This is a genomic window from Janibacter terrae, from assembly GCF_039636765.1.
Taxonomy (GTDB): Bacteria; Actinomycetota; Actinomycetes; order Actinomycetales; family Dermatophilaceae; genus Janibacter; species Janibacter terrae.
In genome coordinates, this window is record NZ_CP144167.1 from 2,178,831 (window position 1) to 2,204,851 (window position 26,021).

The 26,021-nt window shown below is 72.5% G+C and carries 24 protein-coding genes and 1 pseudogene; 15 read left to right on the top strand and 10 right to left on the bottom strand.

All coding sequences use genetic code 11. The features are described 5' to 3' along the window. The first annotated feature begins 63 nt into the window (after positions 1 to 63). Positions 64 to 2,967: an aminomethyl-transferring glycine dehydrogenase gene (gene gcvP, locus V3C34_RS10645; RefSeq protein ID WP_346007087.1), complete on the top strand. Its 2,904-nt coding sequence runs from the start codon at positions 64 to 66 to the stop codon at positions 2,965 to 2,967. Positions 2,968 to 3,034: 67 nt separating this feature from the next. Here the strand turns inward: gcvP and V3C34_RS10650 are convergent, their stop codons facing one another. Then, positions 3,035 to 6,145, bottom strand: a complete 3,111-nt coding sequence (locus tag V3C34_RS10650) for an SMC family ATPase (protein WP_346007089.1) — start codon at positions 6,143 to 6,145, stop codon at positions 3,035 to 3,037. Further along, positions 6,142 to 7,317 carry an exonuclease SbcCD subunit D gene (locus V3C34_RS10655; protein WP_068421571.1) on the bottom strand — a complete coding sequence of 392 codons (1,176 nt, stop codon included), beginning with the start codon at positions 7,315 to 7,317 and terminating at the stop codon, positions 6,142 to 6,144. Before V3C34_RS10655 ends, V3C34_RS10650 begins: the two co-directional genes overlap by 4 nt. 104 nt (positions 7,318 to 7,421) lie before the next feature. Here V3C34_RS10655 and V3C34_RS10660 point away from each other — a divergent pair, with 104 nt between their 5' ends. Continuing rightward, entirely contained in the window at positions 7,422 to 8,903 is a 1,482-nt protein-coding gene (locus tag V3C34_RS10660; RefSeq protein ID WP_068324288.1) for a glutamate--cysteine ligase, read from the top strand. A 6-nt stretch (positions 8,904 to 8,909) separates the two neighbouring features. Here V3C34_RS10660 and V3C34_RS10665 read toward each other — a convergent pair whose 3' ends face one another. Beyond that, positions 8,910 to 9,503, bottom strand: coding sequence for a histidine phosphatase family protein (locus tag V3C34_RS10665; protein ID WP_068421566.1), 594 nt, complete (start codon positions 9,501 to 9,503; stop codon positions 8,910 to 8,912). 86 nt (positions 9,504 to 9,589) lie between these two features. Between V3C34_RS10665 and V3C34_RS10670 the strand changes: the two genes are divergently transcribed. Genes V3C34_RS10670 through V3C34_RS10680 form a run of 3 tightly spaced genes read left to right on the top strand, consistent with a single transcriptional unit; the run spans position 9,590 to position 11,783 of the window. Further along, positions 9,590 to 10,045: an OsmC family protein gene (locus V3C34_RS10670; protein WP_345912910.1), complete on the top strand. Its 456-nt coding sequence runs from the start codon at positions 9,590 to 9,592 to the stop codon at positions 10,043 to 10,045. Positions 10,046 to 10,051: 6 nt separating this feature from the next. Then, positions 10,052 to 11,104 (top strand): ArsO family NAD(P)H-dependent flavin-containing monooxygenase, encoded by a 1,053-nt coding sequence (locus V3C34_RS10675; protein WP_068324279.1) that lies wholly within the window; start codon positions 10,052 to 10,054, stop codon positions 11,102 to 11,104. A 58-nt stretch (positions 11,105 to 11,162) separates the two neighbouring features. Further along, positions 11,163 to 11,783 (top strand): L-threonylcarbamoyladenylate synthase, encoded by a 621-nt coding sequence (locus V3C34_RS10680; protein WP_345912911.1) that lies wholly within the window; start codon positions 11,163 to 11,165, stop codon positions 11,781 to 11,783. Between the two features lie 7 nt (positions 11,784 to 11,790). Here the strand turns inward: V3C34_RS10680 and V3C34_RS10685 are convergent, their stop codons facing one another. From V3C34_RS10685 to tdh, 3 genes are read right to left on the bottom strand one after another with little or no spacing between them, the layout of a single operon-like run. Beyond that, positions 11,791 to 12,444 (bottom strand): SRPBCC domain-containing protein, encoded by a 654-nt coding sequence (locus tag V3C34_RS10685; protein WP_345912912.1) that lies wholly within the window; start codon positions 12,442 to 12,444, stop codon positions 11,791 to 11,793. A gap of 1 nt (position 12,445) precedes the next feature. Then, positions 12,446 to 13,693 (bottom strand): glycine C-acetyltransferase, encoded by a 1,248-nt coding sequence (locus tag V3C34_RS10690; protein WP_345912939.1) that lies wholly within the window; start codon positions 13,691 to 13,693, stop codon positions 12,446 to 12,448. Further along, positions 13,669 to 14,736, bottom strand: a complete 1,068-nt coding sequence (gene tdh / locus V3C34_RS10695; RefSeq protein ID WP_346007092.1) for an L-threonine 3-dehydrogenase — start codon at positions 14,734 to 14,736, stop codon at positions 13,669 to 13,671. Before tdh ends, V3C34_RS10690 begins: the two co-directional genes overlap by 25 nt. A 117-nt stretch (positions 14,737 to 14,853) precedes the next feature. Between tdh and V3C34_RS10700 the strand changes: the two genes are divergently transcribed. From V3C34_RS10700 to V3C34_RS10710, 3 genes are all read left to right on the top strand, one after another. Further along, positions 14,854 to 15,186 (top strand): DUF4190 domain-containing protein, encoded by a 333-nt coding sequence (locus tag V3C34_RS10700; protein WP_170307467.1) that lies wholly within the window; start codon positions 14,854 to 14,856, stop codon positions 15,184 to 15,186. Between the two features lie 44 nt (positions 15,187 to 15,230). After that, positions 15,231 to 16,049 carry a hypothetical protein gene (locus V3C34_RS10705; protein ID WP_068421550.1) on the top strand — a complete coding sequence of 273 codons (819 nt, stop codon included), beginning with the start codon at positions 15,231 to 15,233 and terminating at the stop codon, positions 16,047 to 16,049. An 82-nt stretch (positions 16,050 to 16,131) separates the two neighbouring features. Continuing rightward, the gene (locus V3C34_RS10710) at positions 16,132 to 16,923 is read left to right on the top strand and encodes a hypothetical protein (RefSeq protein WP_068324256.1); all 792 of its coding nucleotides are present in this window, start codon (positions 16,132 to 16,134) and stop codon (positions 16,921 to 16,923) included. Here V3C34_RS10710 and V3C34_RS10715 read toward each other — a convergent pair. Further along, on the bottom strand, positions 16,895 to 18,037 hold the full coding sequence (locus tag V3C34_RS10715; RefSeq protein WP_346007093.1) for a methyltransferase domain-containing protein: 1,143 nt from the start codon (positions 18,035 to 18,037) through the stop codon (positions 16,895 to 16,897). The genes V3C34_RS10710 and V3C34_RS10715 overlap by 29 nt on opposite strands. A gap of 198 nt (positions 18,038 to 18,235) precedes the next feature. Between V3C34_RS10715 and V3C34_RS10720 the strand changes: the two are divergent. Then, positions 18,236 to 18,451 (top strand): annotated as a pseudogene (locus tag V3C34_RS10720) (N-acetyltransferase family protein); the annotation flags it as partial. Positions 18,452 to 18,642: 191 nt separating this feature from the next. Here the strand turns inward: V3C34_RS10720 and fahA are convergent. Then, on the bottom strand, positions 18,643 to 19,836 hold the full coding sequence (fahA, locus tag V3C34_RS10725) for a fumarylacetoacetase (RefSeq protein WP_346007095.1): 1,194 nt from the start codon (positions 19,834 to 19,836) through the stop codon (positions 18,643 to 18,645). A gap of 108 nt (positions 19,837 to 19,944) precedes the next feature. On the opposite strand from fahA, the gene V3C34_RS10730 reads away from it, so the two are divergent. Together V3C34_RS10730 and V3C34_RS10735 are read left to right on the top strand one after the other, a co-directional pair. Beyond that, positions 19,945 to 20,580 (top strand): IclR family transcriptional regulator, encoded by a 636-nt coding sequence (locus V3C34_RS10730; protein ID WP_346007097.1) that lies wholly within the window; start codon positions 19,945 to 19,947, stop codon positions 20,578 to 20,580. A gap of 66 nt (positions 20,581 to 20,646) precedes the next feature. Next, entirely contained in the window at positions 20,647 to 23,019 is a 2,373-nt protein-coding gene (locus tag V3C34_RS10735; RefSeq protein WP_346007099.1) for an excinuclease ABC subunit UvrA, read from the top strand. On the opposite strand, the gene V3C34_RS10740 is transcribed toward V3C34_RS10735, so the two are convergent. Together V3C34_RS10740 and V3C34_RS10745 are read right to left on the bottom strand one after the other, a co-directional pair. Next, complete coding sequence (locus tag V3C34_RS10740; protein ID WP_346007101.1) at positions 23,003 to 23,836, bottom strand: SDR family oxidoreductase; 834 nt, start codon at positions 23,834 to 23,836, stop codon at positions 23,003 to 23,005. The genes V3C34_RS10735 and V3C34_RS10740 overlap by 17 nt on opposite strands. Positions 23,837 to 23,986: 150 nt before the next feature. Beyond that, positions 23,987 to 24,133 carry a hypothetical protein gene (locus V3C34_RS10745; protein WP_346007102.1) on the bottom strand — a complete coding sequence of 49 codons (147 nt, stop codon included), beginning with the start codon at positions 24,131 to 24,133 and terminating at the stop codon, positions 23,987 to 23,989. Positions 24,134 to 24,213: 80 nt separating this feature from the next. Between V3C34_RS10745 and V3C34_RS10750 the strand changes: the two genes are divergently transcribed. From V3C34_RS10750 to V3C34_RS10765, 4 genes are all read left to right on the top strand, one after another. After that, entirely contained in the window at positions 24,214 to 24,519 is a 306-nt protein-coding gene (locus tag V3C34_RS10750) for a single-stranded DNA-binding protein (RefSeq protein WP_338538121.1), read from the top strand. A gap of 35 nt (positions 24,520 to 24,554) precedes the next feature. Next, the gene (locus V3C34_RS10755) at positions 24,555 to 25,073 is read left to right on the top strand and encodes a putative immunity protein (RefSeq protein ID WP_338538120.1); all 519 of its coding nucleotides are present in this window, start codon (positions 24,555 to 24,557) and stop codon (positions 25,071 to 25,073) included. Positions 25,074 to 25,153: 80 nt separating this feature from the next. Beyond that, positions 25,154 to 25,390: a FitA-like ribbon-helix-helix domain-containing protein gene (locus V3C34_RS10760; RefSeq protein WP_169701860.1), complete on the top strand. Its 237-nt coding sequence runs from the start codon at positions 25,154 to 25,156 to the stop codon at positions 25,388 to 25,390. Positions 25,391 to 25,525: 135 nt separating this feature from the next. After that, a complete protein-coding gene (locus V3C34_RS10765; protein ID WP_068324224.1) occupies positions 25,526 to 25,921 on the top strand; it encodes a VOC family protein in 396 nt (131 codons plus the stop codon). Positions 25,922 to 26,021: the final 100 nt, after the last annotated feature.

Here is a 26,021-nt window from a genome sequence, read left to right on the forward strand (position 1 = left end):
GAGCGCTCCCGCGTGACAGAAGGGGAGGCTGGCTTTGTGTCCACCCACGCCCAAGGGAGCCTCATGAGCGCCTCGTCCCCCCTGTCCGAGTTCGTCGGTCGTCACGTCGGTCCCCGCGAGGACGACGTCGAGCAGATGCTGGCCGCGATCGGCCAGCCCAGCCTCGAGGCCCTCTGCGACGCCGCCGTCCCGGGCGCGATCCGGCAGACCGACGCGCTGCAGATCCCGGCCTCGCCGAGCGAGCTCGCCACCATCGAGGAGCTGCGCGCCCTCGCCTCCCGCAACACCGTGCTGACGTCGATGATCGGCTTGGGCTACTACGGGACCATCACCCCGTCGGTCATCCAGCGCAATGTCCTGGAGAACCCGGCCTGGTACACGGCGTACACGCCCTACCAGCCCGAGATCAGCCAGGGCCGCCTCGAGGCACTGCTCAACTTCCAGACGATGGTCGCCGACCTCACCGGCCTGCAGACCTCCGGCTCCTCGCTCCTCGACGAGGGCACGGCGGCCGCGGAGGCGATGACCGTCATGCGGCGCTCGAGCAAGGTGGCCAAGGACGCCGTCCTCGTCCTCGACACCAACACCTTCCCCCAGACCCAGGCCGTGATCCGCACCCGTGCCGTGCCGCTCGGGCTCGACGTCGTCGTGGCCGACCTCTCCGGCGTGGGCTCCGCGGCCGAGCTGCGGGCCGCTGCCGGCGACCGCGAGGTCTTCGGCGTCCTCGTGCAGTACCCGGGCGCCGACGGCATCATCACCGACTGGCGGGCGCTGACGGAGGCGGCCCACGAGGTCGGGGCCCTGGTGACCGCTGCCGCGGACCTGCTCGCACTCACGCTGCTCACCTCGCCGGGGGAGTGGGGCGCGGACGTCGCCGTCGGCACGACCCAGCGCTTCGGTGTCCCGATGGCCTTCGGTGGCCCCCATGCGGGCTACATGGCCGTGCGCGAGGGCCTCGAGCGCACCCTGCCCGGGCGCCTCGTCGGTGTCTCGGTCGACGCCGCCGGTCGTCCCGCCTACCGCCTCGCTCTGCAGACGCGCGAGCAGCACATCCGCCGTGACAAGGCGACGAGCAACATCTGCACGGCGCAGGTGCTGCTCGCGGTCATGGCATCGATGTACGCCGTCTACCACGGTCCCGACGGGCTCCGGGCGATCGCCGAGCGCGTGCACGGCAGCGCGGTGAGCCTGGCCGACAAGCTGCGTGCGGCCGGCCTCGAGGTCGCCAACGGACCGTGGTTCGACACGCTGCGGGTCACCGTGGCCGGTGGCGCGGACGCCGCCGTCGCCGCGGCACTCGAGGCGGGCGTCAACATCTGGAAGCACGACGAGCAGACCGTCCTGCTGTCCGTCGACGAGACGACGGACCCGGGCGAGGTGGCCGCGGTGGAGCGGGCCCTCGGCGCGACCACCGACTCCGTGGACCCGCTCGAGGTCGACGGCTCCCACGCCCCCCGGGTCACCCCCGACTGGCCCAGCCAGCTGCTGCGCACGAGCGAGTACCTCACCCACCCGGTGTTCCACGCGCACCGCAGCGAGACGGCGATGCTGCGCTACCTGCGTCGCCTGTCCGACCGGGACTTCGCCCTCGACCGCGGCATGATCCCGCTCGGTTCGTGCACGATGAAGCTCAACGCGACGACCGAGATGGTCTCGATCACGTGGCCGGAGTTCGCCGGGCTGCACCCCTTCGCTCCCGACGACCAGACGGTCGGGATCCGTGAGCTCATCGCTCAGCTGAGCGGCTGGCTGAGCGAGGTGACGGGCTACCACTCGGTCTCCCTCCAGCCCAATGCCGGCTCCCAGGGCGAGCTCGCTGGCCTCCTCGCCATCCGGGCGCACCACGCGGCCAACGGGCAGGACCAGCGCACCATCTGCCTCATCCCGGCAAGTGCGCACGGCACCAACGCCGCGTCGGCGGTGATGGCGGGCATGAAGGTCGTCGTCGTCAAGACGGCCGACGGCGGCGACGTCGACATGGACGACCTGCGGGCCAAGATCGACAAGCACCGGGACGCGCTCGCGGCCATCATGGTCACCTACCCGAGCACGCATGGCGTCTTCGAGGACACCATCAGCGAGCTCTGCGCCCTCGTCCACGACGCGGGCGGCCAGGTCTACGTCGACGGTGCCAACCTCAACGCGCTCGTCGGGCTCGCCCAGCCCGGCAAGTTCGGTGCCGACGTCAGCCACCTCAACCTGCACAAGACCTTCTGCATCCCCCACGGCGGCGGCGGTCCGGGCGTGGGTCCGGTGGGGGTGCGCGAGCACCTCGCGCCGTACCTGCCCAACCACCCGCTCGCGCCCGCTGCGGGCCCCGGGACGGGCGTGGGTCCGATCAGCGCCGCGCCGTACGGGTCCGCGGGCATCCTGCCGATCTCGTGGGCGTACGTGCGCCTCATGGGCGGCGCGGGTCTCTCCCGCGCGACGCAGGTGGCCGTGCTCAACGCCAACTACATCGCCCACCGCCTCGGCGACGCCTACCCGGTCCTCTACACCGGTCCGGGCGGCGTCGTCGCGCACGAGTGCATCCTCGACCTGCGCGGCCTCACCAAGGACTCCGGCGTGAGCGTCGACGACGTCGCCAAGCGCCTCATCGACTACGGCTTCCACGCGCCGACGATGAGCTTCCCCGTGGCGGGCACCCTCATGGTCGAGCCGACGGAGTCGGAGGACAAGGGCGAGATCGACCGGTTCTGCGACGCGATGATCGCCATCCGCGGCGAGATCGATGCCGTCGCGGCCTCGGGGGACGTCGAGTCCTCCGTGCTGCGCCACGCACCGCACACCGCCGCCGAGATCGCGGGGGAGTGGACGCACGGGTACGACCGCGCGACCGCGGTCTTCCCCGTCGGTGTCGACGCTGCCGACAAGTACTGGCCGCCGGTGGCCCGCATCGACGGCGCCTACGGCGACCGCAACCTCGTCTGCTCGTGCCCCCCGCCGGAGTCCTTCGAGCAGGACTGACCGGCAGGTCCTGCGGGTCGAGGTATGAGCGTCCGGCTATCCGGTCGTTCACACCTCGACCCGGTCGTCAGGCGACGTCGGCGGCAGGCACGCCCTCGACGCTGATGCTCGAGCCGTGAGCGGTCTTGTCGACCCGTACCCGGGTGGCGATGCGGGAGCGCATCTCACCGACGTGGCTCACGACGCCGACGGCACGACCACCGTCGCGGAGTCGGTCGAGGACGTCGAGGACCTGCTCGAGCGAGTCCTGGTCGAGGCTGCCGAAGCCTTCGTCGACGAAGAGCGTGCCGAACTCCTGCCCGCCCGACTCCTCGCGGATCGCGTCGGCCAGACCGAGGGCGAGGGCGAGCGAGGTCGTGAAGGACTCCCCGCCCGAGAGGGTGCTCGTGGGGCGTTCACGGCCGGTCCACAGGTCCCGGACGAGCAGACCGAGCCCTCCGCGGCGCTGGCCGCGGGCCGAGGCGTCGTCGTGGACGAGCTCGTACCGGCCATCGGCCATGACGGCCAGGCGCTCGTTGGCCAGCTCGGCGATGCGCTCGAGGCGGGCCGCGAGCACGTAGGTCGACAGGCGCATCCGCTTGTCGTTGTCGCTGCTCGTGCCGGTCACGAGGTCGGCCATGCGGCGCACGAGGGCAGCCTCCTCGATGGAGGGGCCGAGCGCGGCGCACTCGTCGCGGATGACCTGGGCCAGCCGGTCGAAGCGACGCGTGGTCGCCTCCCACGTCGCCTGGCGGCGTGCGGCCGCGTCGGCCACCTGGCGGGCGGTACGGGAGGCGACCTCCAGGGACTCCAGGTCGGGCCCGTCGTCGGCGAGTGCGGCGACGACGTCCTCGTCCTCGAGCACCCCGCGCTCCGTGGCCAACCGCTGCTCGTGCTCCGCGACACGATGCTCCAGGGTCGCCAGCTCGTCGCGGGGGAGGGCAGCGGCGAGCGCCGCGTCGATGTCGTCGAACGCCTGCTCCGTGAGCGCGGCCGCGAGCAGCTCGGCCGCCTCGGCCAGGGCGTCCTGGCGGAGCGCGTGGGCCCGGCTCACGTCGGCGAGCCGGTGGACCGACCCCACCACGTCCGCGTGGTGCCTCACCCGGACCCCGATCTCGCGCTCGGTCGTCGGGTCGTCCGTCGCCGGGTCCTCGGCTTCCGGCTCGACGAGGGCACAGGGGCAGCCGTCGGCGTCCGCGGTGAGCAGCTCGCGGATCCGCTCGGAGCCCGCGGCGAGCTGCTCGGCGATGCCGTCCCGGCGGGAGACCAGCGAGCCCCGGGCCTGCTCCGCCGCCGCGACGGCGTGCTCGGCGGCCTTGACCGCGGTCTCGCTCCTGCCAGCGGCGTCATCGACCTCCTCGGCGAGGGCGATGACGCCGTGGAGGGCATCGCGCTCGACGGTCAGCGCGGCCACGAGGTCGGCCAGATCGGTGGCGGCCGGGGTTGACTCGCCGGCCTCCTCTGCGTCGGCGGCGACCGCGTCGGCCAGCTCGACGACCTCTGCCTGCACGATCTCCACCCGGGTCGCGAGCTCGGCCCGGTCGGACTGCACCCTCTCGAGGCGGGCCCGGGACCGCTCGGCCACCTGCTGGGCCACCTCGATCTCCTCGGGCGTGACGAGGCGGGCGGACCGGGCCGGGCGCGGGTGCTCCAGGGATCCGCAGACGGCGCACTCCTCACCCGCCCGGAGTCGTCCGGCCAGCTCGCCGGCCATGTTGTCCAACCGTGCGGTGACGAGGGCCTGCACCTCGTCGCGACGGTCCTGGGCGATCTCGCGCTCGTCCTGGGCCAGGTCGGTCGCGTCCCTGAGCTCGCGGGTCAGGACCGACTCGCGCGCGAGCGCCTGCTGAAGGCGCTGGAGGTGCTGCAGGCGGGGGGCGACCCGGGCCAGCGTGGTGCGGGCACGCTCGACACCCGTGGCGAGCGACTCCACCCGGACGGCCTCGGCGCGAGCACGCGCGAGCTCCTCCGCACGCTGCTCGTCGAGCGCGACGTGGCGCTCCAGCCGGCGGTCGAGGCCGGCGGCCTCGTCGCGCAGGCGGGCGAGCGACTCGGCCTCGTGCACCGCCCGGTCGAGGCACGCGCCGTGGGCCTCGGCCGCATCACGGCAGTCCTGCGCGTCGAGCCCCCGCGCACCGGCGGGCACGGCTGCGGTGGCGGCCGCGACGTCCTGCGCGGCGGCCTCCAGCGCGCGCCGGGCACGGGCTTGCGCCTCGACGTGCGGCATGACGAGCGCGGCGGACCGCGCTGCGGCCAGCAGCTCCCGCCGTGCGAAGTGGTCGGCGGACCCGCCCTCGAGGGCCTCGACGGCCGCTGCGGCCCGACGCCCGCGCCGCCGCAGCGCATCGACGCGCCGCCCCTCGTCGAGAGCCGAGCGCGCTGTCGTGTCGGCGGACCGGGAGGCGTCCACGTCCGCCAGCACCTCGCCCGCGTGGGTCGACAGGGCCGTGGCGACCTCGGTGAGCGCGGGGTCGAGTGCCGAAGGGGTCAGCTCGGACCAGGGGCGATCGACGGCAGCCAGCTCGACGTCGAGGCCGGTGAGGTGGTCCACGAGGTGGCCGACGTGCCCGGCGAGACGCGCTCGGCCCTGGCTCACCGCGGCCTCGGCGCGCTGGCGTCGCTCCACGAGGTGCGACTCCACGCCGGTGTAGGCGGTGATGTCGAAGAGCCGCTCGAGGACCTCCCGGCGCTCCTCGTCGGTCGCCCGGAGGAAGGCGGCGAAGTCGCCCTGGGGGAGCAGGACGACCCGGCGGAACTGGTCGAGCCCCATCCCGAGGAGGTCGTCGAGCACCTGCGCGGACTCGTCGATGCGCGTGCTGACGGTCTCCCAGCGCCCACCCGATCGCTCCTCGAGCTCGACCCTGGCCTGGTCCGTCGTCGTGCCCGAGCCGCGACGCTTGGGACGCTCGTGAGCGGGATGCCGGGTGATCCGCAGGCGTCGCCCACCGAGCGTCAGCTCCAGGCGCACGCGGGTGCGCACGTCGTCGGCCGCATGCTGGCTGCGCAGCGTGGCGGTCATCCGGTCGCCCGGCACGTTGGCGTAGAGGGCGTAGCAGATCGCGTCGAGCAGGCTCGTCTTGCCGGACCCGGTCGGACCGTGGATGAGGAAGAGGCCGGCCGACCCCAGGTGGTCCAGGTCGAGGTCGACGTCGTCGGCGAAGGGACCGAAGGCCGTGGCCGTCAGGCGGTGCAACCTCATGCCGCGCCCCGTCGACGCGTGCGGCCGAGGTCCTCGGCGACGTCCTGCCGGCGCCGGCCGGCCTCGAGAGCCGCGGTGAGGAGGTCGCGCTCCGCCTGCTCGGGCTCGTGGCCGCGGCGCACGTCGGCGACGAAGTCGCAGCAGACGTCGATCGGCGCCCGACGCTCGACCCGCGAGGCGTAGGTCCGCACCGGTGTGGCGGCCCCCACGGGGTCGAAGCGCAGCTGCAGCAGGTGCGGGAAGCGCTCCCGAAGCCGGTCGAGGGCGCCCACGGGACGCACGGGGTCGGTGAGGGTCGCCTGGACCCAGGCGGACTCGGCGGCCTCGTGGGCCCGCGAGCCGAGCAGGTCCGCCAGGTCACCTCGCAGCACCGCGAGCTCGCGGTGGACGGGCGCCATGACCTGCTCCACGTGGACGGAGCCGTCCTCTGCCAGGTCGACGAGCAAGGACCCCTTGCGGTGGCCGGCCTCGCTGAAGGACATCGCGACCGGGGAGCCGCTGTACCGCACCGTCGGCGCGACCTGCTGAGGGCGGTGGAGGTGCCCCAGGGCCGCGTAGGCGACGCCGTCGAACACCTCGGCGGGCACCATCGAGACGCCACCGGTCGTGATGTCGCGCTCGGAGTCGCTCGTGAGACCACCACCGGCGAAGCAGTGCGCCATGACGACGGTGCGCGGGCCCCGCGCTGCGGCGTCGGCACGGACCCGCTCCATCGCGGCGCCGAGGACGGCCTCGTGCGTGCGCCGCTCGACACCCAGCTCGTCGGTCACCGTGGCGGCCGCCGGCTCGAGGTAGGGGAGCGGGTAGACCGCGGCGTCGTCGAGGAGCACGGGTCGTCCGACGGAGGAGACCTCGCAGCGGATGTGCAGTCCGGCCCGGGAGAGCAGGTCGGAGGCGAAGCCGAGCCGGATCGCGGAGTCGTGGTTTCCGCTGGAGAGCACGACCTGCGCCCCGGCGTCGATGACCCGGGTGACCGCGTCGGAGAGCAGCGCCACCGCGTCGGGGGAGGGCAGGGCCCGGTCGTAGACGTCGCCCGAGACCAGCACGGCGGCGACCCCCTCCGACCGCACGACCTCGACGAGGTGGTCCACGTACTCCGCCTGGGCACCGAGGAGCCCCACTCCGTGGAAGGAGCGGCCCAGGTGCCAGTCGGAGGTGTGCAGCAGCTTCATGGCGCCCACGCTACGAGCGGGCACCGACAACGCGGCGGCGCGACACCCCCTTCGCCCGACGCACGGGACTCCCGGATCGTCCGGCGGTCTGACAGGGTGTGCCCATGGGCAAGGAAGTCGCCGCGCAGAGCTACTCCCGCGAAGAACGTCAGCGCTACCGCGAGAAGGTGCGCCAGAACCTCGACGTCTTCGAGCGGATGCTCAAGGAGCGCGCTTTCGACGAGGACGTGCCGCTCACCGGCCTGGAGATCGAGCTCAACCTCATCGACGATGAGCAGCAACCCGCCTTCGTCAACAAGGAGGTGCTCCGGGCGATCGCCGACCCCGAGTACCAGACCGAGCTGGCCCAGTTCAACATCGAGCTCAACGTCGCGCCGCGGCCCCTGCCGGGGGACGCCGCGCTGCAGCTCGAGGAGGACCTGCGGACCTCGCTCAACCGCGCCGAGGGCAAGGCACGCGAGGCCGGGGCCCGGATCATCCCCATCGGCATCCTGCCGACGATCCGCCCGGAGCACTTCGCCGGTGAGTGGATCAGCGCCAACAACCGCTACACGGCGCTCAACGACTCCATCTTCGTCGCCCGGGGCGAGGACATCGTCCTCGACATCGAGGGGCCGACGGGGGAGCAGCTGCACACCTTCGCCGCGTCGATCGCGCCCGAGTCGGCGTGCACCTCGGTCCAGCTGCACCTCCAGGTCGGCCCCGGCCAGTTCGCCGACCACTGGAACGCCGCCCAGGTGATCTCGGCGCCGCAGATCGCGCTCGCGGCCAACTCGCCCTTCTTCTTCGGGCGGCGCCTGCACGCGGAGACGAGGATCGCCCTCTTCTCGCAGGCGACGGACACCCGGCCCATCGAGCTGAAGAACCAAGGGGTGCGCCCGCGGGTCTTCTTCGGCGAACGCTGGATCACCTCGATCTTCGACCTCTTCGAGGAGAACGTGCGCTACTTCCCGGCGCTCCTCGCCGAGACGAGCGAAGAGGACCCGGTCGCGGTCCTCGACGCCGGCGGCACGCCGCAGCTCAGCGAGCTCAACCTCCACAACGGCACGGTCTACCGCTGGAACCGCCCCATCTACGACCCCGGTGACGGCCGCCCCCACGTGCGGGTCGAGAACCGCGTGCTGCCCGCCGGGCCGTCCATCATCGACACGCTCGCCAACGCCGCCTTCTACTACGGCTGCGTGCGCACCCTCGCCGCCGAGGACCGTCCGATCTGGACCCGGATGTCCTTCCCGGCCGCACAGGCCAACTTCGAGGCGGCCGCCCGCGACGGCCTGGGGTCCCGCCTCTACTGGCCGGGCCTCGGCGAGCTCGGCGCCGACGAGCTCGTCCTGCGGCACCTGATCCCGCTGGCGCGGCGCGGTCTCGAGGACTGGGGCGTCTCCGACAGGGTCATCAGCCGCTACCTCGGCGTCATCGAGGGTCGGTGCACCAGCGGCGTCAACGGTGCGGTGTGGCAGACCGAGTGCGTCCGTCGCCTCGAGGAGGGCGGTCTGGACCGGGCGGAGGCGCTCGCCGGGATGACCGGTCTGTACACCGAGCACATGCACCGCAACGACCCGGTGCACACCTGGCCGCTGCCCTGAGCCGGCTCAGGCGTTCCAGCTGAGGATGCACGGGTCCTCGCGGTGGTGGCCGAGGACCGACAGGCGCGCTGCGTCGAGGGTCAGCTGCGCCGCCAGGTGCGGCGAGGCCCGCAGCCACACCGTCGCCAGGATGCGGGAGGTGTGCCCGTGCCCGACGAGCACGACATCCCCCTCGGCCAGCCGCGCCCTCACCCGGGCGACCACCCGGGAGGCGCGCGCCGCCACCTCCTCGACGGTCTCGCCCGGGGTTGCCCCTGGCACCACCCCGTCACGGAAGACGTCCCAGTCGGTCCCGCTCTCCTGACGGATCTCGGCGGTCGACCTCCCTTCGTACCCGCCGTAGTCCCACTCGCGCAGGTCGCGGTCGACCTCGGCGACCAGGCCCGCGAGCCGCGCGGTGTCCTTGGCCCGGGCCAAGTCGGAGGTGAGGGTGAGGACCGGCGCCACCCCGAGCTCCTCGAGGCGTCCGGCCGCCGCGGACGCCTGCTCGCGCCCGACGTCGGTGAGGGGGAGGTCGGTCCACCCGGTGTGGCGCCCGTCGCGGCTCCACTCGGTCTCGCCGTGGCGCAGGAGGACGAGTCGACCGGGAGCGGTTGCCATGGTCGTCAGACTAGCCAAGGCCGCGTCTGCGAGGATCGGTCCGGGACCGCGCGCACCGGACCCGACCGACCCACACGGAGGCAGGCATGACGGACGAAGAGACCACCGGCGGCACCGGACCGGGCCACCGCAGCGCCGAGCTGACGCGGCTGGCGCTCGGGCGCTACGAGATCGGCAACGTCCGCGGTGGGACGATCACCATCGGTGACGGCAGCACCGACGACTTCACGCCGGTCGAGCTGCTCCTCGCGGCCATCGCCGGCTGCAGTGCCGTCGACGTCGACCACATCACCTCGCGTCGCGCCGAGCCCGACTCCTTCGTCGTCGTCGCGGAGGGCGACAAGGTCTCGACGCCTGAGCGCGGCAACCACATGAGCGATCTCGAGGTCACCTTCCGCATCGGGTTCCCCGAGGGCGAAGGGGGCGACGCCGCCCGCGCCGCCTTCCCCCGCTCGGTCGTCCAGTCCCGTGACCGGCTGTGCACCGTCTCCCGCACGGTCCAGCTCGGCACGCCCATCGAGATGTCCGCCGAGGACGCCTGAGCGCTCATGCGTGAGGTCGACGTCGCCGTGGTCGGTGGGGGACAGGCAGGGCTGGCCACGGCCTACCACCTGCGTCGCCTGGGCATCGACCACCTCGTCCTCGACGGGCAGCCCCAACCCGGGGGAGCGTGGCAGTCGACCTGGCCCTCGCTGCGGCTCTTCTCGCCCGCGGCATACTCCTCCCTGCCCGGGTGGCCGATGCCGCCGCACCCGGACACCTTCCCGCCGGTCGACCACGTCATCGACTACCTCCGCCGATACGAGCAGCGCTACGACCTGGCCGTCGAGCGTCCGGTCTCGGTGCGGGAGGTGCGCCCGGACGGGACCGCCCTGCGGCTCCTCACCGACCGGGGCGACCTGAGGGCACGCTTCGTCGTCAACGCGACCGGGACCTGGGCCGCCCCCTTCGTCCCGCTCGTCGAGGGTGCCGAGACCTTCGCCGGACGCCAGCTGCACAGCGCGCACTACCGCGGTCCCGAGGACTTCGCCGGGCAGCGCGTGGCCGTCGTCGGCGGGGGCAACTCAGGGGTGCAGGTGGTCGCCGACCTCGTGGGCTCCGTCGAGCGCGTCTCGCTCGTCTCCATCCGTCGGCTGCGGTTCCTGCCGGACGAGGTCGACGGACGGCACCTCTTCGACCGGGCCACTGCGCGCATCGGGACCGGCACGGCCCGGGAGCGGGAGGACGCCTTCGTCGGGGAGATCGTCGCGCTGCCGCGGGTGCGCGAGGCACGCGCCGAGGGGGCGCTGCGGCTGCGCCCGATGTTCGACCGGCTGCTGCCCGCAGGTGCCGTCATCGGCCGCGAGGTGCTCCCCCTCGACGCGATCATCTGGTGCACCGGGTACCGGCCGGCGCTGCGTCACCTGCGTTCCCTGCGGCTGCGCACCTCCCAGGGCGTCCCCGAGGTCGTCGACCAACGCTCCGTGAAGGACCGCCGGGTGTGCTTCGTCGGCTACGGGGACTGGACCGGGCCGGCCTCGGCGACCCTGATCGGGGTCGGCCGCACCGCCAGGGCGCTCGCGGCCTCCATCGCGGCCGACCTGGGTGCCGGCCCCTCCTGAGCGGACGGACGGGTCACCGCACCTCCCGTGCCGGCACGAGGGATCCTAGGGTGGGGGCATGGCCAGCTTCGTGGAAGTGCACCCCGACAACCCCCAGCCCCGCACCGTCGGGCAGGTCGTCGAGCGCCTCAGGCAGGGCGCGCTCGTCGCCTTCCCGACCGACTCCGGATATGCCCTGGGCGGCCGGTTGGACGACCAGGAGATCAAGGACCGCATCCGGGACATCCGGCGTCTGGACGAGCGGCACCACTACACCCTGCTCTGCGCCGACTTCGCCCAGCTGGGCCAGCTCGTCCACGTCGACAACGCCGTCTTCCGGGCGGTCAAGGCCGCGACGCCCGGTCCGTACACGTTCATCCTGCCGGCGACCAAAGAGGTCCCGCGGCGGCTGCTGCACGCGAAGAAGAAGACCGTCGGCGTGCGCATCCCGGACCACCCGCTCACCCTCGCGCTGCTCGCGGGACTCGGCGACCCGATGCTCACGTCGACGCTGCTCCTGCCGGGTGAGGAGCGCACCCCGACCTTCGGCTGGGACGTCAAGGAGGCGCTCGACCACCAGGTCGACATCGTCATCGACGCGGGTGAGGTCACGACCGAGCCGACGACCGTCGTCGACCTGTCCTCGGGGGAGGCCGAGATCGCGCGCTACGGGGCGGGTGACCCCACCCCCTTCGAGTGACCGGGTCTCATCCCTGCCCGGTGTAGAAGCGGTAGGTCTCGTCCGCCGCGGCCGCAGCGGCCACGGGATCCGCGCCTGCGGCGACCTGCGCGCCGCCCCAGGCATCTGCCGCGCCGCGGTAGAAGGCCCGGCCCTCACCGGTGGCTGCCCAGGCCTCGGCCTCCTCGGGACGGAGCGCGCCCTCGACGGCGCCGAGATGGAGGGACAGCCCGAGGAGACCGCCGTCCCAGCCGACGCCCGTGGCCCCGGGGCCGTAGGTCTCCCACATCCCCTCGGGCACGTCCTCCACACGGGCGACGTGCACGAGGCGCAGGCGGGTCGACTCGCCCTCGGCGACGAGGACCACCTCGAGCCAGGACACCGCGCCCATCATCTCCCAGGTCACGCGGTACCCGGCCGTCCCGTCGGCCGGCGGTCGGCACTCGAGCACCTCGCCGCCGGCGTTGCCCTGCAGCTGGTACCGACCTCCGAGGCGCAGGTCGCCGCTCACCGGCAGGAACCACCGGGCGATCCGCTCGGCGGTCGTCACCGCGTCCCACACGTCGTCGATGGGGGAGGGGTAGGACTGGGTCAGTGACTGCGCACGCGCAGGTGCGCCGTCGACCTCGAGCATCTCGAGAGCGCGGTCCACCGCGCCGATCTGGGTCGTGGTGTCCACCATGTCAGGTCTCCTTGGTCGGGTCGGTCCGGTCGGACCCACGACGGGCACGCCGGCCACGGGCGAGCGCGGTGACCTCGTCCCGCGCCGCGACGAACGCTGCTACGCAGGCGCGCACGTCCGCCTCGGTGTGGGCTGCGGAGAGCTGCACCCGGATGCGTGCCTGCCCCCTCGGCACGACGGGGTACGAGAAGGCGATGACGTAGACGCCGTGCCCGAGCATCGCGTCGGCGATCTGCGCCGCCTGCCGGGCGCCGTCCTCGCCCGGGAACATCACCGGGGTGATGGGGTGCTGCCCCGGCAGCAGGTCGAAGCCCTCCTCCGTCATGAGCTCGCGGAACATCAGGGTGTTGCGCCGCAGGACGGCTCGTCCCTCGTGGGACTCCCTGGCGATCTCGACGGCCCGCAGCGAGCCGGCCGCGACGACGGGGGCGACGGCGTTGGAGAAGAGATACGGCCGGGAGCGCTGCCGCAGCAGGGCGACGACCTCGGCCGGCCCGCTGACGTAGCCGCCGCTCGCCCCGCCGAGCGCCTTGCCGAGCGTCCCGGTGAGCAGGTCGACCCGGTCGGCGACACCGCACGCCTCGGGCGTGCCCCCGCCCCCGTCCCCGATGAACCCCACGGCATGGGAGTCGTCGACGAGGACCATCGCGCCGTACTCCTCGGCGAGGTCGCAGATCTGCTCCAGCGGGGCGAGGTAGCCGTCCATCGAGAAGACGCCGTCCGTGACGACGACGGTGCGCCGGGCCCCCTTCGCCGCCTCGAGCTGGGCCCGCAGGTCGTCCATGTCCGCATTGGCGTACCGGTAGCGGGCGGCCTTGCTGAGCCGGATGCCGTCGATCAGCGAGGCGTGGTTGAGAGCGTCCGAGATGATCGCGTCACCCTCGCCGAAGAGCACCTCGAAGACGCCGCCGTTGGCGTCGAAGCAGCTGGAGTAGAGGATCGTGTCCTCGGTCCCGAACCACTGCGACAGGGCGCCCTCGAGCTGCTTGTGCAGCTCCTGCGTCCCGCAGATGAACCGCACGCTGGCCATCCCGAAGCCCCAGTCGTCGAGCGCGGCGGCGGCCGCGGCCCGCACCTCGGGGTGGTCGGCGAGACCGAGGTAGTTGTTGGCGCAGAAGTTGATCGCCGACGTCTTCGTCGTCGTGATGTGCGCGTCCTGCGCGCTCGTCAGCCGACGCTCGTCCTTCCACAACCCGTCGGCGCGGATCTGCCGCAGGGTGGCGGTCAGCTCGTCCTTGAAGGCGTACATCGTGAGCTCCAATCCATGATGACCTTGCCGCACTCACCCGAGGCGGCGGTCGTGAAGGCGTCCTCCCACCGCTCCGCGGGGAAGCGGTGAGTGATGACGGACGAGATGGCCGCCCGCAGGGTCGGGGAGGTCGAGAGCATCGCGCTCATCGTGTACCAGGTGTCGTACATCTCCCGGCCGTAGATCCCCTTGATGGTGATCATGTGGGTGATCACCTTGCCCCAGTCGACGGGGTAGGGGTCCTTGGGCAGCCCGAGCATGGCGATGCGGCCGCCGTGGTTGAGGTGGTCGAGCATGTCGGACACGGCCGGGGGAGCGCCGGACACCTCGAGGCCGACGTCGAAGCCCTCCTTCATCCCGAGGTCGCGCATCGCGGCGCCGAGGTCGGATCGGGTCGCGTTGACGAGCAGGTCGGCGCCGGCCCCCTTCGCCAGCTCCAGGCGGGTGTCGGACAGGTCGGTGACCGCGATGTACCGGGCGCCGACGTGCCGGGCGATTGCCGTCGCCATGACGCCGATGGGGCCGGCGCCGGTGATGACGACGTCCTCGCCGACGAGAGGGAAGGACAGGGCCGTGTGGACGGCGTTGCCCAGCGGGTCGAAGACGGCGCCGAGGTCCGGGTCGATGTCGTCGGGGTGGACCCAGGCGTTGCCCGACGGGATGACGACGTGGTCGGCGAAGGCGCCGTCCCGGTTGACCCCGATGCCGATCGTGTTGATGCACAGGTGCCTGCGCCCCGCGCGGCAGTTGCGGCAGGTGCCGCAGACGAGGTGCCCCTCGCCGGAGACGCGGTCACCGAGCCGCACGTCGACCACGCCGTCGCCGACCTCGTCGACCTCGCCGTAGAACTCGTGGCCGATGACCTGCGGCGTGCGCGGCACGGCGCCGGCCGCCCAGTCGTCCCAGCCGTGGAGGTGCAGGTCGGTGCCGCACAGACCGGCGCGCAGGACGCGGATGCGCACCTCACCGGGACCGGCGTGGGGCTCGGGGACGTCGATGAGCTCGAGTCCGGGGCCGGGGCGGGGCTTGACGAGGGCGCGCATGGGTCTCCTGTGGGGTGGTCGGCGGGGGTGACCGCGCTCACAACCTAGCGACCTCCCGGACGAAGGGGAGTCCTCCCCGTGTGCTGGCGCGTCGCCCGGTCCTACGCTGGCCGCACCATGACCGATCCGAGCCCGTACCCCACGCCGCTGCCCCCGACACCGCCGTGGGCGGCGACGCGCACGCACGGGGGCGCCACCGCGGCGCTGGTCCTGGGCATCCTCGGTCTGTCGGTGCTCCCCGGTCTGGGCGTCGTCGCGTGGATCCTGGGCTCGACGGCGCTGCGCGAGATCGACGCGGACCCGCAGGGCGGCTGGAGCAACCGGGACCATGCCCACATCGGCAAGATCCTCGGGATCGTCGGAACGGTGCTGTTCGTCGGGTTGATCCTCCTCCTGCTCTGCTACTTCGGGTTCATCGTCGCGTTGGTCGCCGGCAGCGCAACGGCCTGACCGCTGGGGTCACATCCGCGTGGCCGGTGGCTAGGCTCGTAGGTGTGCGCACCCTCGTCGTGGTCGCGGTGTCGTGCCTCCTCCTCGTCGGCGTCGCTCTCGCCGTCGGCACGGGGTCGGGGCCGGGCAACCCCGCGTCCTCGACCGTTGGGCTCACGTCGCAGACCCCCGCCCGGCTGGCCGGGGTCGTCGCCCGGGACGTGTACGGAGCCCACGACGCGACGCCTCGCGGCGTCCCCGTCGGCTACTCGTGGCGAGAGGGCGCGGACACCGATCGGGGCACCGCGAGCACCGGGTTCCGCGACTACCGCGCGCTCAACGTCTGGGGTCAGGTCTTCGCCACCGAGAGCACGACCTCCTATGACGCCCGGCTGGAGGTTCGGGCGCCGAGGGTGTGGTGGTTCACCGGTGGCGCCTGGGTCGAGGCCAGCCTCGTGGCCGACCGGGTGGGGGGCGGCTACTACGCGGGCGACTTCCGCTCCGAGCCCGTGGCGGGCACGGCGCGAGCCGACGCCCCTGGCACGTGGTCGATGCCCCTGTCGGGGCTGGACGGGTCGCCTGACGTCCTGCACTTCTGGTGGGAGGGCGACTTCCCGCGGACGCAGATCCCTGAGGGCACGCGGGGGATCCTCGTGCGGCAGGAGATGCGCCTGACCGGTGACACCGCGGGTGCCGGCGTCATCGGCAGCACGGGCGCTGACCTCTTCGCGACACCACGGACGATCGTCGACCCCCGGGGATGGAACCCCGGGATCCCCAACGCCCGTATGAAGTGGGTCACAGCTACGTGGCAGACCTTTTACGCCACGACTCTGGATCTGCCCACGCTGCAAGCGAATCCGCCTCCTCTCGAAGATTCGTGAGGGACCGACCCCGCTCTTGTAGCAGTTGATGTGCTGAGCCACGATTTGCAGCGCCTCGTGCGAGACCTCAACCTTGTGCCCCGTGCGTACCGCTATCACCTCCTCCCTGATCGTGGCGTTCCTCGCCGGTGGCTCTGCCGCCGCGGGCGCCTCCACCCCGTCGATGACCTCCGGGTCGTCGACGACGACCACCGCCCAGCTCGTCGCCAGCGACGCCTACGGCCGGCACGACGCCATCCCCCGTGGTGTCCCTTACGGCTACTCGTGGCGGACCGCCTCCGACGCGAAGGCCTCCGTCGCCAGCACCTCGTTCCGCAACTACAAGGCCATCAACGTGTGGGGCCAGGTCTTCGCGACCAGCCGCACGACGAACTACAGCGCGCGCCTGGTGGCGCGCAACCCGCGTGTCTACTTCTTCGACGGGAAGAAGTGGACGCGCGCCAAGGCGACGGCCTCGCGGATGGAGGGCGCCTACTACACCGGCGACTTCCAGTCCGGTGCCACGACGGGCACTGCCCGCAAGGACCGGACCGCCACCTACTCGATGCCCCTGTCCGGGCTGAGGGGCAAGGCCGACGCCCTGCACTTCTGGTGGTCGGGCATGTACCCGCGCGTCCCGATCCCGGCCGGGACGAAGGGGATCCTCGTGCGGCAGGAGATGCGCCTGTCCGGAGGCACAGCTGGCGCCAACGTCATCGGCTCCACGGGTGCCGACCTCTTCGCCACCCCGCGGACGATCGTCCACCCCCAGGGGTGGAACCCCGGCATCCCCAACCCGCGCATGAAGCGCGTGACCAGCAGGTGGCAGCCCTTCTACGCCACGACCGTCGACAAGGCGACGCTCTTCAACTACCCGCCGCCCGCCGGCGCCTGAGCAGGACCGCCACCTCGTGGTGCCGGGTCTGCGGGAACATGTCGAACAGGCGTGCCCGCACGACCCGGTACCCGGGGAGGGCTGCGAGGTCGCGGGCCAGGCTCGTGGCATTGCAGCTGGAGTAGATGACGTGCGCGGGTGAGGACACCTCGAGGGCCGCGCACAGAGCGGAGCCGATCCCGCGACGAGGTGGGTTGACGACCACGAGCTCGTGGTCGGGCGCCTCCAGGACCCGCGCGTCGCCGACCTCGAAGCGGGCCTCGACGCCGAGCTCGGCGGCCGACCGGCGAGCACTGGCCACCGCGTCGGGTGCGACCTCGACCCCGTCGACACGACGCGTGCGTGCCCCCTGCGTCGTGGTCGCGGTCAGCGCGAACCCGCCGACCCCGCAGTACAGGTCGAGCACGCTCGCCGGGTCGATCTCGGCAATCCACTCACCCACCTGCCGGTAGAGCCCCGCGGCCACCGTGGTGTTGGTCTGGAAGAAGCTGCGTGGTCGCAGGTGGAAGGTGATGTCGTCCAAGCGCATCGGGAGCGTCTCGACCCGGGTCAGGAGGATCTCCTCCTCGCCCTCGAGCACCGCCTTGTGCTCCGGCTGGAGGTTGACGGACACGACCCGCAGGCCGGGGACCGCGGCCCGCAGGTCGTCGAGGCCGCCGGTGATCCTGGGTAGCTGGCCGGGCGAGCGCAGGACGAACCGCAGCATGAGCTCACCGTCGGGGCTCGAGGTGACGATGAGGTGCTTCAGCTCGCCGGAGCGTGCCCGCACGTCGTAGGGCACCAGACCCAGCGCTGCCACGGCGCCGACGAGCGGGGGCAGGGCGGCGGCCAGGACCGGTTCGTACAGACCGCAGTCCCGCAGGTCCACGCCCCGCATCGCGGCGTCGAGGATGCCGAAGGTCGGCTCCCCCTTCGTCCCACCCACGGCCAGCTTGGCCTTGTTGCGGAAGCCGGACTCGGGACCGACGAAGGGGGAGTCCCACACCTCGGCCGGGACGGACGTCGACAGCAGCCGGCGGACCTCCACGTCCAGGTCGGCGACCTGCTGCCCGTAGGGCACCCCCATGAGGGTGCACGAGCGGCACTCACCAGCGTCGAAGTGGGAGCACTGCACCGCGTCAGGTTACGTCCCCGCCCACGACGCCACGCGGGCGGCTGGGATGCTGACACCGTGACTGCCGACCTCGCCATCCGTCCGGCGACCGACGACGACTGGTCGTCGATCTACCCCTTCTGGTCCCGGATCGTGGCGCAGGGGCACTCGTACACCTACCCGACCGGGCTCGACGAGGACGAGGCCAGGCCGTGGTGGATGGAGGAGGCGCCGGGCCGCACGGTCGTCGCGGTCGACGGGCCGAGCGTCCTCGGCTCGGCGAAGATGGGCCCCAACAAGCCGGGACGGGGCGCGCACATCGCGACGGCCAGCTTCATGGTCGACCCCGATTGCCGGGTGAGGGGCGTCGGTCGCGCGCTCGGCGAGGACATGATCGCGTGGGCACGCACCGAGGGGTACGACGGCATCCAGTTCAACGCCGTCGTCGAGACCAACGAGCGCGCCGTCGGGCTGTGGCGCTCGCTCGGCTTCGACGTCGTCGGGACCGTCCCGGGCGCCTTCATGCACCCCGAGCACGGCCCGGTGGGGCTGCACGTGATGTTCCTCGACCTGCGGGTCGGGACGTCGCGCCCTTCGTCCCCGCGACGAAGGGGAGGAGCGTCGCCTCAGCGGGCGGGACGGATGGTGCCCGAGACCTCCCCGAGGCCGATCCGGGCGCCGCGCGGGCCCGGCGCCCAGCCGGTCATCGTCACGGTGTCGCCGTCCTCGAGGAAGGTGCGCGTGCTGCCGTCCGGGAGCGTGATCGGCTCGGTGCCGCCCCAGGCGAGCTCGAGGAGGGAGCCGCGCTCTCCCTTCGTCGGGCCGCTGATCGTGCCGGACCCGAAGAGGTCGCCGTCGCGCAGGCTCGCGCCGTTGACGGTGAGGTGCGCGAGCATCTGCGCGGGCGACCAGTACATGTCGCTGTTGTGCGGGGTGGCGACGACGTGGCCGTTGAGCCGCACCTCGAGGTGGATGTCGAGCCCCCACGCGTCGCCGCGCAGGTACGGCAGGACCGGTACCGCGTCCTGCCCCGGCAGCCGGGTGCGGGCGAGGTCGAAGGCCTCCAGCGGGGTCACCCAGGCCGAGATCGACGTGGCGAAGGACTTGCCGAGGAAGGGCCCGAGCGGCACGTACTCCCACGCCTGGATGTCGCGGGCGCTCCAGTCGTTGAGGATGACGACGCCGAAGAGGTGGTCGGGCGCCTCGTCGACGGACACGCGCGAGCCGAGCTGCGTGGCACCGCCGACGACATAGCCCAGCTCGGCCTCGATGTCGAGGCGCACGCTCGGGCCGAAGACGGGCGTCGGGTCCTGGGGGCCCTTGCGCTGGCCGGTCGGTCGCACGACGTCGGTGCCGTCGACCACGACCGTGCCCGCCCGGCCGTGGTAGCCGATGGGCAGGTGCTTCCAGCTCGGCGGGAGCGCGGCGTTGTCGGGGCGGAAGATCTGACCGACATTGCTCGCGTGGTGCTCGCTCGCGTAGAAGTCGACGTAGTCGGCGACCTCGACGGGCAGGTGCATGGTCACCCGGGCGAGCGGGACGAGGTGCGGGGTGACCACCTCGCGGTGCGCCTCGTCGGTGAGCAGCTCGACGACGCGGGCACGCGCAGCCGTCCACGCCGGGCGGCCGAGGGTGAGCAGGGGGTTGAGCGATGCTGCGGCCCAGACCCCCTCGTGCTCGGGGTCGACCGCCGCGAGGTCGAGGACGAGGTCGCCGACCCGCACCCCGACGCGCGGGTCCGAGCCGGTGGAGAAGACGCCGTAGGGGAGCGTGTCGATGCCGAAGGGGTGATCGGCCGGGATGTCGAGCCACGTGGTCATGGCGCCACCCTAGGGCGGGGTGACATGCTGCCGGTACACCGACGTCCGATAATCGTACGCAAGGGATACATGGCACATGAGGCACCACGTGGCGCCGGAGCACGCACCGTGAGCACGGAGGGCTCGCAGACCCTCGACCGTGGCCTGCGCATCCTCGAGCTGCTCGCCCGGGACGAGCGCAGCGACGGCGTGACGATGAGCGGCCTCGCCGACGCGTTGGGCGTCGGCCGGCCCGTCGTCTACCGCCTCGTCGCGACCCTCGAGGAGCACCGCCTCGTCACCCGCGACGAGGGACGGGTGCGGCTCGGCCTCGGCGTCCAGCGGCTCACGGGCGCCGTCGTGCCCGCGCTGCGTGAGCGGGCCCGCCCCGTGCTCGCGGCGCTCGCCGACGTCGCCCGGGCCACGGCGCACCTCACGGTGGCCGAGGGCGACGACGCGGTGGCGCTCGTCGTCGTGGAGCCGACCGCCACCGACTTCCACATGGCCTACCGCACCGGTGCCCGGCACGCGTTGACGAAGGGGGCCGCCGGGCGGGCCATCATCGTCGCCCGCGAGCACGGGCCGCGCGCCGTCTCCTCGATCAGCGAGCTGCAGTCGGGCGCGCACGGCCTGGCGCTCGCGCTGGAGCGCTCGCCGGGGGACGTCTTCGAGGCGTCCGTGGGCGTGGTCTCCTTCCGCGCGCTCGACGAGCGCGTCCTGGGGCCGCACCTCAGGGCCGCCGCGCGCCTGCTCGCCGCCGGCTGATCCTCAGCATGTGCCGTTTATCTGCTTGGATCGACGGGTCCCTCCCGACCACCCACTGGAGCGCCGATGCCGCACGACGCCGACAGACACGACCTCATCCGCGTGCAGGGGGCGAGGGAGAACAACCTCAAGGACATCAGCGTCGACCTGCCCAAGCGGCGCCTGACCGTCTTCACCGGCGTCTCCGGGTCGGGCAAGAGCTCGCTCGTCTTCGGCACGATCGCCGCGGAGTCGCGACGGCTCATCGACGAGACGTACAGCGCCTTCCTGCAGGGCTTCATGCCCTCCCTCGCGAGGCCCGACGTCGACCACCTCGAGGGCCTGACGACGGCGATCATCGTCGACCAGGAGCGCATGGGTGCCAACCCGCGCTCCACCGTGGGCACGGCGACGGACGCCAACGCGATGCTGCGCATCCTCTTCTCCCGCCTCGGCGACCCGCACGTCGGACCGCCGACGGCCTTCTCCTTCAACGTCCCCACCCGCCGGGCGAGCGGCTCGATGACGACGGAGAAGTCCGGCCACACCGAGCGCAAGACGGTCAAGCAGGCCGTCTACCTCGGCGGCATGTGCCCGCGCTGCGAGGGCATGGGGCAGGTCAGTGACATCGACCGCACTGCCCTCTACGACGAGAGCAAGACCCTGCGCGAGGGGGCGCTCACCGTCCCCGGGTACTCGATGGACGGCTGGTACGGGCGCCTCTTCGAGGGCATGGGGCTGCCGATGGACACGCCGATCGCGAGGTTCACCCCGAAGCAGCTCGAGACGATGCTCTACAGCGAGCCGACGAAGATCAAGGTCGAAGGGGTCAACCTCACCTTCGAGGGGATGATCCCGAGGATCCAGAAGTCGATGCTGTCCAAGGACCCGGAGGCCATGCAGCCGCACGTGCGGCGCTTCGTCGAGCGGGCGGTGACCTTCCAGACCTGCCCGGAGTGCGAGGGCACGCGCCTGACGGCCGAGGCGCGCTCGTCGAGGATCAGGGGCAAGAGCATCGCGGACCTGTGCGCGATGCAGATCGACGACCTGGCGGCGTGGGTGCGCGAGCTCGACGAGCCCGGCTTCGGGCCGTTGCTCGACGGCCTGCAGCACCTGCTGGACTCCTTCACCGAGATCGGCCTCGGGTACCTCTCCCTCGACCGACCGGCCGGCACCCTGTCCGGCGGCGAGGCGCAGCGGGCCAAGATGATCCGCCACCTCGGTTCCTCGCTCACCGACGTCACCTACGTCTTCGACGAGCCGACGATCGGGCTGCACCCGCACGACATCGACCGGATGAACGACCTGCTCCTGCGTCTGCGCGACAAGGGCAACACCGTCCTGGTCGTCGAGCACAAGCCGGAGACCATCGCCATCGCCGACCACGCGGTCGACCTCGGACCCTTGGCGGGGACGCACGGCGGCGAGATCGTCTTCGAGGGGACCGTCGAGGAGCTGCGGGCCAGCGACACCCTGACCGGGCGGCACCTGGACCACCGGGTAGCGCTCAAGGAGCACGTCCGTCCGGCCACGGGGACCCTGGAGATCCGCGGTGCGGACACCCACAACCTCAAGGACGTCGACGTCGACATCCCCCTCGGCGGGCTCGTCGTGGTGACCGGTGTGGCCGGCTCGGGCAAGAGCTCGCTCGTCCACGGTGCCCTCGACCACCGCGACGACGTCGTCATCGTCGACCAGGCCGCGATCAAGGGCTCACGTCGCAGCAACCCCGCGACGTACACGGGCCTGCTCGAGCCCGTCCGCAAGGCCTTCGCGAAGGCGAACGGCGTCAAGCCCGCCCTCTTCAGCTCCAACTCCGAGGGCGCCTGCCCGACGTGCAACGGCGCTGGCGTCATCTTCACCGAGCTCGGCGTCATGGCGACCGTCGAGTCGCCCTGCGAGGACTGCGAGGGGCGACGCTTCCAGGACGCGGTCCTCGAGTACGAGCTCGCAGGCAAGAACATCGCGGACGTCCTCGAGATGTCGATGAGCGAGGCCCAGACCTTCTTCGCCAAGGAGGGCCCGGCGAGCCTGCCGGCCGCGCACAAGGTCCTCACGCGCCTCGTCGACGTGGGTCTGGGCTACCTCACCCTCGGTCAGCCGCTCACGGCGCTGTCGGGCGGCGAGCGCCAGCGGCTCAAGCTCGCCGTCCACATGGGGGAGCAGGGCGACGTGTATGTCCTGGACGAGCCGACCACCGGCCTGCACCTGGCCGACGTTGACAACCTCCTCGCCCTGCTGGACCGCCTCGTCGAGCAGGGCAGGTCGGTCATCGTCATCGAGCACCACCAGGCCGTCATGGCCCACGCCGACTGGATCATCGACCTCGGTCCCGGCGCCGGCCACGAGGGGGGCGAGGTGGTCTTCGAGGGCACCCCAGCCGACCTCGTGGCGAAGGGGGAGACCCTCACCGCCAAGCACCTGCGGGCCTACGTCGAGGGCGTCAGCGCCGCTTCCTGAGCAGCTTCCGCTGCACCCTGCGGCCCCGGGCGGTCATGACCGGCAGGCCGGCCAGGCCCAACGCCGGGAAGACGTCCCCCACGTGGCACACCGTGCCGCGCCAGCCGGGGACGGCGGTGACGAGCCTCGGCTTGTCGAGGAGCTCGTCGACCGCCTCGACGACCTCCTCCGGCTGCAGGAGCCTGCCGGAGAAGGAGAGCGCGGCCCCCGGGTCGTCGAGCCGGTCGTGCAGCATCGGCGTCCAGATGCCGTCCGGGCAGACGCAGGAGATGTGGATGTCCTTGATCTTCGCGGCGCGCAGGTCGGCCACGGCGCTCAGGCTGAAGCCCATGACGGCATGCTTGGAGGCGGCGTAGACCCCTTCGCCCGGGACGGCGCTCAGACCAGCCAACGAGGCGATGTTGATGACGTGGCCACCCCCGGTAGCACGCATGGCCTCGACGGCGGCCAGCGTGCCGTTGATCGTGCCGAGCGCGTTGACCTCGAGCACCCGACGACGCTGCTGCTCGTCGTGCTCCCAGACCGGACCGGTGACGAGGACCCCGGCGTTGTTGACCCAGACGTCCAGGCGCCCGGCCCACTCCACCACCCTGTCTCGGGCGGCAAGGACCGCGGCCTCGTCCCGGACGTCGACGACCATGGCCTCGGCGCGCTCGCCGAGCTCGACGGCTGCCCCCTTCGCCGCGTCCTCGTCCACATCGGCGACGAGGACCTGGTAGCCGCGCCTCACGAGCAGCGCAGAGATCTGCCGACCCAGGCCGCGACCCGCCCCGGTGACGACGGCGCCCGCGGGCCAGCGGTGCTCGGGCGCGCTCATCGGCCGGCTCGGATCGGCGGGGTGGTGAGGGCAGCGGGGGACTGCGTCACGTCGGGGCTCCTGGGTCAGGTGGGTGACGGTGCACGTCCAGCATGCCCCGGCGAGGCGCTGCGTGACGTGACCCGGCGCGACACGGCGGCTCTGGTGGCTTCAGAGGACGACGCCGTCCGCGTCGCTCACGACCCAGCTGCGGGCCGGGGTGCGGCTCCGGCGCCGAGGATGGTGCTCCGAGACCTCCATGCCGGAGCAGACGCGTCGGGCTCCCGAGAGGTTGGGGTCGACTCTCTGACCCTCCACAGACCCGGGCCTGAGGCGTAGGCCGTCCACAGGGGAGACCACGCCCGCCGGGCTTGCTCGGACGCGACCACGCTGGGTGCATGGACGAGGTCAACCACGTGGAGCTCACCGGCCGGGTCAGCGGCGAACCGACGGTGCGGGAGATGCCGAGCGGTGACGAGCTGGTCACCCTGCGGGTCGTCGTCGCCAGGGGAGAGGGGCACCCGGTCGACACGATCGACTGCGCCTGCTGGTCGGCGGGCGCGCGACGAGCGGCCCTGCGTCTGGCGGACGGCACTCGCGTACGGGTCGAAGGGAGCCTGCGTCGCCGCTTCTTCCGGACCCCGGGTGGGGCGTCGAGTCGGTACGAGGTCGAGGTCGCTCGGTTGGTGCGCGATCGACGCTGAGTCACCACGAGCCGGCACCGGCCTAGTCTGGCGAGATGATCCTGTCCTCGGTGCGCGACCCGCGCCTGGTCACGATCCGGCGCGGCGGGACGCTCACCGGCGCCGACCACCGGCTGCTGGCGCTGTGGGCCGCGGACTGCGCGGAGCACGTCGCGGCCCTCTTCGACTCCGGACGCCCCGACGACCCGCGCCCTCGCGAGGCCATCGCCGCCGCCCGGGCGTGGGCCGCCGGTGAGCTGCGGATGATGGACGCCCGGGCCCTCGGCGGGCACGCCATGGGCGCGGCGCGCGAGCTCGTCGGGGCGCCGCGCTTCGCCGCCTACGCCGCCGGCCAGGCCGCCTGCGTCGGGCACGTGGCCGAGCACGACCTCGGGGCGGCCGCGTACGCGATCAAGGCCGCCGTGGCCTCTGCCCCCCGCGGCATGGGGGAGTCCGCTCGCCGGGTCGAGTCTGCCTGGCAGCGGGACCGGCTCCCGGAGCAGGTGCGCGAGCTGGTGCTCGAGGACCAGGCCCGCCGCAACGACATCTGCTGGTCGGTCTTCGACGTCCCCTGAGCTGGTTGCGACCCGCTGCGGAAGGGGACGACAGGGGCACCGTCACGGAGTAGTTTGTTCGACGAAGGGATGTGATCCAGATGGCATTCGAGATCCGCGACCTCGACTCCCGCGTCGAGTCCAGGCTGACCGAGCTGGCGCAGCGCCACGGACGCACGATGGAGGCCGAGGCGGCAGCCATCCTCACCGCCGTCACACAGGGCCAGGCCCAGGACTCCGGCGCCGTGATGGACCTGTACACGGCCGCGCGACGGGTCGTCTCCAAGGAGGCGCTGGCGCCACCGACACAGGTCGACTTCTGCCCCGACGGGTACTGACGGACGTCCGGGACAGCCAGGCCTTGTGCCCGCGCCGGCGCGGGAGAATGCTTGACCCCAGCCAGTCGTCGCCGGCGTCCGCCTGCCCGACCCCTCGCAGCACGGACCCGACCTGGTGCTCTCGGAGGTCCCGCTATGCCCTTCCCCGCCCTGACCCACGTCGCGATCACCGTGACCGACCTGGACGCCAGCACGCGCTGGTACACGCAGCTCTTCGGCGCCGACCCCGTCCTCGACGAGGACGAGGAGTCCGGTGCCTTCCACCACGCCGTCTTCGCCCTCGGTGGCGGGACGCTCTTCGGCGTCCACACCCACACGGGTTCGTCCGCGGCGGGCGCTTTCGACGAGAGGCAGACGGGGTTGGACCACATCGCCTTCGCGATCGAGCGCAGCGAGCTCGAGCCGTGGGTGAAGAGGCTCGACGAGCTCGGCATCGCCCACGGTGGCATCCGGGACGCGTCCTACGGGTCCGGCATCTCCTTCCGCGATCCCGACAACATCGCGCTGGAGCTCTTCGCCCCGCCGGCCTGAGCTCGTGGCGGGGGAGGAGATGACGATGCCACCCCAGGTGGTCGTCTCTCCACCGCCGACACCACCCCTTGTGCTGTCGCCCACCCGTCCTTACCCTTGC

Coding starts and splice junctions, on each gene's coding strand:
- V3C34_RS10655 (WP_068421571.1), bottom strand. CDS start 7,317: ATGAAGCTGCTGCACACCTCCGACTGGCACCTGGGCCGCTCCTTCCAC.
- V3C34_RS10660 (WP_068324288.1), top strand. CDS start 7,422: ATGGGCAAGGAAGTCGCCGCGCAGAGCTACTCCCGCGAAGAACGTCAG.
- V3C34_RS10755 (WP_338538120.1), top strand. CDS start 24,555: ATGATCCTGTCCTCGGTGCGCGACCCGCGCCTGGTCACGATCCGGCGC.
- V3C34_RS10735 (WP_346007099.1), top strand. CDS start 20,647: ATGCCGCACGACGCCGACAGACACGACCTCATCCGCGTGCAGGGGGCG.
- V3C34_RS10675 (WP_068324279.1), top strand. CDS start 10,052: ATGCGTGAGGTCGACGTCGCCGTGGTCGGTGGGGGACAGGCAGGGCTG.
- gcvP (WP_346007087.1), top strand. CDS start 64: ATGAGCGCCTCGTCCCCCCTGTCCGAGTTCGTCGGTCGTCACGTCGGT.
- fahA (WP_346007095.1), bottom strand. CDS start 19,836: ATGACCACGTGGCTCGACATCCCGGCCGATCACCCCTTCGGCATCGAC.
- V3C34_RS10750 (WP_338538121.1), top strand. CDS start 24,214: ATGGACGAGGTCAACCACGTGGAGCTCACCGGCCGGGTCAGCGGCGAA.
- V3C34_RS10650 (WP_346007089.1), bottom strand. CDS start 6,145: ATGAGGTTGCACCGCCTGACGGCCACGGCCTTCGGTCCCTTCGCCGAC.
- V3C34_RS10690 (WP_345912939.1), bottom strand. CDS start 13,693: ATGTACGCCTTCAAGGACGAGCTGACCGCCACCCTGCGGCAGATCCGC.
- V3C34_RS10760 (WP_169701860.1), top strand. CDS start 25,154: ATGGCATTCGAGATCCGCGACCTCGACTCCCGCGTCGAGTCCAGGCTG.
- V3C34_RS10685 (WP_345912912.1), bottom strand. CDS start 12,444: ATGGTGGACACCACGACCCAGATCGGCGCGGTGGACCGCGCTCTCGAG.
- V3C34_RS10670 (WP_345912910.1), top strand. CDS start 9,590: ATGACGGACGAAGAGACCACCGGCGGCACCGGACCGGGCCACCGCAGC.
- V3C34_RS10680 (WP_345912911.1), top strand. CDS start 11,163: ATGGCCAGCTTCGTGGAAGTGCACCCCGACAACCCCCAGCCCCGCACC.
- V3C34_RS10765 (WP_068324224.1), top strand. CDS start 25,526: ATGCCCTTCCCCGCCCTGACCCACGTCGCGATCACCGTGACCGACCTG.
- V3C34_RS10665 (WP_068421566.1), bottom strand. CDS start 9,503: ATGGCAACCGCTCCCGGTCGACTCGTCCTCCTGCGCCACGGCGAGACC.
- V3C34_RS10740 (WP_346007101.1), bottom strand. CDS start 23,836: ATGAGCGCGCCCGAGCACCGCTGGCCCGCGGGCGCCGTCGTCACCGGG.
- tdh (WP_346007092.1), bottom strand. CDS start 14,736: ATGCGCGCCCTCGTCAAGCCCCGCCCCGGCCCCGGACTCGAGCTCATC.
- V3C34_RS10700 (WP_170307467.1), top strand. CDS start 14,854: ATGACCGATCCGAGCCCGTACCCCACGCCGCTGCCCCCGACACCGCCG.